Source organism: Lysinibacillus sp. (genome assembly GCF_032093475.1).
Classification (GTDB): Bacteria; Bacillota; Bacilli; order Bacillales_A; family Planococcaceae; genus Lysinibacillus; species Lysinibacillus irui.
This window is the reverse complement of sequence record NZ_DAMDAY010000184.1, coordinates 1-5,851: the sequence shown is the minus strand read 5'-3', so window position 1 is coordinate 5,851 and position 5,851 is coordinate 1. Positions and strand designations below refer to the sequence as shown.

The following is a 5,851-nucleotide window of genomic DNA, read 5'->3' as shown; positions in this document are numbered from 1 at the left end:
ACCCCCTTTACATCATCCTTGCTGTAATCATCAGGCAACATATCCCCAATAGTTGACCGTAACTCTAGTGCGATGTCCTCCCGATTTTTTTCGGGCAACCTCCGAGTGACCTCTTGAATATAAATATCAATCAGATTCATCGTTATCATCATCCCCTTTTAATAACTCATATAGTTCTTTTGAATTGTTAATCCATTCTCGTTTTAATTGCAAAAAAATGTCTAAACCATATTCACTTAATACATAGTACTTACGCGGTCTACTTTCAGATGTATCCCAATTACTCGTTACTAACTCCTGTTTTTCTAAACGGCGAAGCAATGGATATAAGGTGCTTTGATCGATGGTAATGCCCGAATTCTCCAATAATTGAACAAGTGAATATCCATATTGTGGTGTTCGTAATTGACTTAATACCGCTAATGTCAGCGTCCCCCTCCTAAGTTCTGTCGTTAATGAATTCAATAAAGTGCTCATTCACCCACCTCAATTTTATATACTGTACGACATACACTGTATGACTTATAGTATGCATCTTACACTATTATGGTTACAATAACAATCGAAATTAGATACTATTAAAAAAATAATTTAAAAATTAAAAAACCAGGCTCCAAATTTAATTGAGTACCTGGACTGCTAAATAAATATTGCTTGTCATTAATCACACTACGGTCAAGTGCTAATCCATAATTTAAGTACCTTGGTCTTTTCACAGGGGATATTGAGCGTTCCCGAAAATTTAAACTACTTATATGGATACACACTTTCATACTTCATTAAGTATCATTAATACTGCAAGAGACATTGCTTTCCAAACGCCTAGCTTATGAAAAATTGAATCTAGTTAATTTCGCTTTTTTCAGAGACTAAAGAAAAAAGGGGTTTTATAAATTGCGAATTTACTTACCTTACTTCATATTACTAGTGCTAATTCTTACAACAATGGTAGTTACTTGGGGAAAAGCCAATAAGACGATTATGTATAGCATTACGCTTATAAGTGTTGCTGGTTTAACATTATTAAAATCAATTGAAAAAAGAGAAAAGTAGACATTTAATTTGATATTTAGGGGATCATTTTCACATTGATGAATGTATGCTAGGTAAGGTAAATTGCGATAGATCCTTTACTTCCCTCATAGCTATTTGTTATTAATAAAATAAGAAAACTCGTATTTTGATCAATCTTTCATCAAAATACGAGTTTTTTATTATCTTTGTTATCTAAACCTTGTCTTGTCCGATTCAATGTACATTTAATGTGACAACTGTACTTGTATAACGGGGTTGCCAACACGTGTAAATCTTTAAATAGAAGATTCTTTTGCTACTTCTTTGCTTGATTTTCTGTATTTTGCTTTACCGATTCTTAACAATCTATCTTTATCTAGAATTGTTGGTAAACTTATACCGATAACAATAGTGATGATACCTACTATTTGCAAAGTTGTAACCGTTTCGCTTAATAAGATAACGGATACCATGACCGCGATTGGCAATTCAACAGCACTCAATATTGATGACATACCTAATCCTACTTTAGGCACTGCAATTGTGAACAGGAAAACCGGTATAATCATGCCGAATAACCCTAATGCCAATCCATAAATCCACAGTCCCTCGTTAAACAAAGTACCATTCCAAATAATTTCTGGAGACTGGAAAACGGCAGTAATCATGAATGCAAAGAATGAAACAAATACTAAGCGGTTAGAGGTTGTCATACTTTCAGTTGCTTTCCCGTTAACATACAAAAATAAGGAATAACAAAGTGCTGCTGCTAACCCCCATAACCACCCCTGGAAAGGTATTTGGGATAAATCAACATCAATTATACCAGCAGCTGGTATTGTTCCTACTACCAATATGATTAAAGATACGAATTCAATTCTACTTGGAAGTTGTCGTTTTGTTATACTAGAAATCAACATACCAATCCATGTAAATTGAAATAGTAAAACTACTGCCAATGATGCTGGCAAAAAGTTCAAAGAATGACCATATAAAATATTCGTTAGCCCTGTTAAAATCCCTGCATATATAAGGGTTTTAACACCTTTAAAGCTCAATTTTGATCTGTTTGTAACTAAGAAGATACATACTGCTATACAAAAGCCAATAAAAAACTGACTTGTTACTGCCTCAGAGACAGTAAAACCACTACGCATTGCCAGCTTTATAATCGTTGAAACGATACCAAAACTGCTTGCTGCAATCACTACTAATAGGGGATAAATATACATCTTCATCACTCACTTCCCTCCTATAATTTTTATATAAAATGAATTTTGTTTATGATTTTGAGATTTAGAAAAAAAATCATAATCTCCAATATAAATCACGAATTGTTATTTTACAATCTTTTTTTTCATTTAAATTGTCACAAAAATACTAATCCTTCTCATTTATCGTGGAGTATGCAGAGCCTAGCTAAAAAATTTCGTTGAACTAAAAAATTAGTCTTCTTTACCATAGATAAGAATTCAGCAGTTTAGTTCCCTGCACTCTTCTTAGCGCTTGGAAAATAAAGACAAAAATAAAAAGCCACTCAAAATGAATGACTTGTATACATTATATAAAGTTGGCTTTAACGATAAGTTGGAGCATATAAATAGGTTAGGAGAAACTTGTTATCCAGTAGGAAGTGGTGCTGTAAACTTGCATTAAAATCAACATAATAAGTCCATCGATTTCTGCTTTCGTGTTTGAAATAACCCTGTTTTCATCCCAATAATCAGAACTATTTGGATATTCATGGCTAAGACTATCCTCTTCTAACAAATGGAACTTCATTTTACCACCTCTTACCTTCAACCTTTCCATGCCCTCTTAATTTTCTAAATATGAAATAGGATAAGGAGAGTAAACTGCTGTATCTCCATCTTCATCACGTTTTAAAATTATGATAAAATCTGCACCATTACTATTATCCCCTCTAGGAATTGGTGTAATCATGGCAGGACATCTTAACTCATCACTATATCCTTTCAATTCCTCCCTAAAGTTATTTAAAGCAAACGTCACACGTTGATCTATAAGGGCAAACAATTTGTCCACTCCACCTGTTTTCATATCAAAATATTCAGGGTTGCTCTCTCTTTTCTCAATTATTTTCTCCTTGTATTCTGAAACTGTAAAAAAACAAAATTCCCAGTCAAGAGGAAAAAGCCCTGCACCTAACCAATAAATATTCATTTTTATCCCCCCTCATCAATAGTTTAAGTACCTTCAAAATCTTCAAAATTAATTTTAACATAAATATCCAACAATAAATTCACCTGTAACAACTATTGATTCCACTTATATCTCGTTAACTTAACTTCTTCCAAAGGTACACCACTTACTTTTTAGATTATTATTGTGGAATCTGAAACAAAATGTAGCGACCCTACTTGCAAATATTGCTATATTTGACCAGAAACACCTTAAACTCGCAAATAACGAAATTAAGTTCCCATGAAAGAACTTATCCATCTTTCATTTTCTGTGGTGACGTGCTAATTTTGCCCTTCGTGAATGGTTAACGGGTGCTTTAATAAAACAAGGAATTATAAAGTATACATAAATAAGCTTAATAACGTTTCCAAATGCAAGTTTGTAAACACACTTAAAAGCCACAAAATAAAGTTTATATTCCATTAAAGGGCGTATTTCAGAGTATGAAATGTGCCCTTTCGTTGTAAATCGGGCATAATCAAATGAGAGGTGTTTTATGCATGTTTTCTAACGAACAATTACAAGGCTTAATTGTAGGAAAGATCGTCGGGAACAAGTTCCCCTATAATACAAATAATGAACTAGAAATTGAAGCCCATATCCGACGGTTATTTCATCGAATAAACCGTATTCCTAATTTAGTATGTGAAGCAGAGTGGAGTCATTTTGGCAGTGGATACGCCTCCTTTGTTGAATTTTTTTGTTATCGAAAAGAGGATTTTATAGTCGTTGAAGAGAAGTACGGTCATCGAGAGATAAAGAAAGATGGGATTATTATTGATATTTGTCGTTTAGCACCTGTAGCAATCATGGGCGAAGATTACAGATATAAAACAATTCGTATCGAAACGAATGAAGTAGTTGGTGGGGCATATGGTTCTTTGCTTGCTAGTCCAAATTTATTAGATTTGAGCGAGAAATTCCAAACAATTGCAGAAAAATTGAAACAAGCCTTAAAAGAGTTTGATTATGAACTATTAGAAGCTGAAAAAATGAATCAACCTTTGTCTTTTCAAACAAAAATACCGACAATTTATCGTGAACCTAGAGAGTATTTAGTCATGGATGCTATTTTTTATTGGGAGGATTAGTTTAATGTATCATTAAGTCCAAAACGAGTAAGTCGGATGTATAAAAGTTGAGTAATAGGCTTTATTGAACTATTATGCGTTTAAAAAGTAAACAACTTGATTATCTTTACACTTATTCAACAATCGGGCCAGATTGTTGAATAATATTATTCTATGCAATGGTACAAAACTCTACGGATATGTTATATATATTTTAAACTCAATTAATGTTATAATTTACCAATAATATTAATTGAGGAGCGATTACCTTTTGAAAAAGCGTTTTTTACATAGAAATGATTGGACTAGAATTATACAACGCGACTATTCTATAGAGCAGAGAAATGACAAAGATTTTAATGGATTTATTGCTCTTATAAAAATGAATGAAGTAAAAGAGCCGTTAATAACTGAATATTTAATTAAAAAGGTTTGTATTGTTGATAACAATTACTTATGGTTACAACAACTACCACTCAATGAAAATTTCGCTATTACATCAATGTTTAATGAAAATAGAGAAATTATTCAGTGGTACATAGATATCACATATGGAAATGGCGTTGAGAATGGAGAACCCTATATGATGGACTTATTTTTAGATATTGTTGTATTACCAACTGGAGAAATCATTGAAAAAGATAAAGATGAATTAGAAGAGGCTCTACACAATAATTGGATTACAAAATCACAATACGATTTTGCCTATCGAGTTTTTAATCAAGTGTTGAAACAAATACACGAAGATACTTTTAAATACTATGATTTAAGTTTTAAGCATCGAGACTATTTACTAGGTAAGATTCGTGAATAAATCATGCTTTAATATGTCATTACCAAATGAAAGTTTGAGTTTTACTTTAGGGGTAGTTAAAAAAGGATGTTCAACAATCGGGTTTGCATTTCTTTATTAAGGAATGCGTCTTTCTTCATCAAAAGGCCAGATTGTGGAAGAACATTTTCAATAAAATTCGATATTACTGTTGAAATATAGAGTAAGATGGGGAAGTTTCTCACTTAAACTAACGGAGCAGGATAGTTAAAGAACATTTAGGGTACGTTACTTCTAAAAAGGAGTAATTTAAATGAAAAATCCATTCTTAATTAGTTCGTTTGTGATTATATTTTTGTTCAGTTTTTCTATATTATTAGGAAGTCCTGTTCATTCTCAAACTAATCCTTCAGATAATAATGAATATTTATATCCTGCAAATAAGGAAAAAGTTGTTAATGAAACTGTAGATGAATTTTACCAGGCATTAAGGAACCTAAAGTATCCTATACATCAGGAGGTTTATCAAAGATATAAGCAGAAGCCAAAGCAACAACAATGGCATTTGGATACTGTTCTTTTTAAAGAAATGCCTGATGCATCTGTAAATGTTAGAAAAAAATTATTGTTCAATGAGGTAGAAAGATTAAATTATATAACTTTTGATGGAAATATTCTTAGTACCTACCCTTATATAGATATTAACTATCATCAGACCGTTAGTCCTGATAGACAAGTTTATTTTTTTTATTCCTTTAAAGACACAGAAAAAGAATTTAGAGGTAATTAT

The 5,851-nt window shown here is 32.0% G+C and carries 8 protein-coding genes; 4 read left to right on the top strand and 4 right to left on the bottom strand.

Annotated elements, in window-relative coordinates:
- Positions 1-126: 126 nt before the first annotated feature.
- Positions 127-477, bottom strand: a complete 351-nt coding sequence (locus tag RT445_RS22795; RefSeq protein WP_274793260.1) for a PadR family transcriptional regulator — start codon at positions 475-477, stop codon at positions 127-129.
- Between the two features lie 417 nt (positions 478-894).
- Between RT445_RS22795 and RT445_RS22790 the strand changes: the two genes are divergently transcribed.
- The gene (locus tag RT445_RS22790; protein WP_274793261.1) at positions 895-1,053 is read left to right on the top strand and encodes a hypothetical protein; all 159 of its coding nucleotides are present in this window, start codon (positions 895-897) and stop codon (positions 1,051-1,053) included.
- A 257-nt stretch (positions 1,054-1,310) separates the two neighbouring features.
- Here the strand turns inward: RT445_RS22790 and RT445_RS22785 are convergent, their stop codons facing one another.
- The 3 genes from RT445_RS22785 to RT445_RS22775 all read right to left on the bottom strand — a co-directional run bounded on the left by RT445_RS22785 (position 1,311) and on the right by RT445_RS22775 (position 3,198).
- Entirely contained in the window at positions 1,311-2,246 is a 936-nt protein-coding gene (locus RT445_RS22785) for an EamA family transporter (protein WP_274797333.1), read from the bottom strand.
- A 373-nt stretch (positions 2,247-2,619) separates the two neighbouring features.
- The gene (locus tag RT445_RS22780) at positions 2,620-2,796 is read right to left on the bottom strand and encodes a hypothetical protein (RefSeq protein ID WP_274793262.1); all 177 of its coding nucleotides are present in this window, start codon (positions 2,794-2,796) and stop codon (positions 2,620-2,622) included.
- 36 nt (positions 2,797-2,832) lie between these two features.
- A complete protein-coding gene (locus tag RT445_RS22775; RefSeq protein WP_274793263.1) occupies positions 2,833-3,198 on the bottom strand; it encodes a hypothetical protein in 366 nt (121 codons plus the stop codon).
- A gap of 521 nt (positions 3,199-3,719) precedes the next feature.
- Here RT445_RS22775 and RT445_RS22770 point away from each other — a divergent pair.
- From RT445_RS22770 to RT445_RS22760, 3 genes are all read left to right on the top strand, one after another.
- A complete protein-coding gene (locus tag RT445_RS22770) occupies positions 3,720-4,310 on the top strand; it encodes a hypothetical protein (RefSeq protein WP_274793264.1) in 591 nt (196 codons plus the stop codon).
- Between the two features lie 250 nt (positions 4,311-4,560).
- Positions 4,561-5,103 (top strand): ribonuclease FAU-1 family protein, encoded by a 543-nt coding sequence (locus RT445_RS22765; protein WP_274793265.1) that lies wholly within the window; start codon positions 4,561-4,563, stop codon positions 5,101-5,103.
- Positions 5,104-5,374: 271 nt separating this feature from the next.
- Positions 5,375-5,851, top strand: a 477-nt coding sequence (locus tag RT445_RS22760) for a hypothetical protein (protein ID WP_313471648.1), incomplete at its 3' end; no start/stop codon positions are given.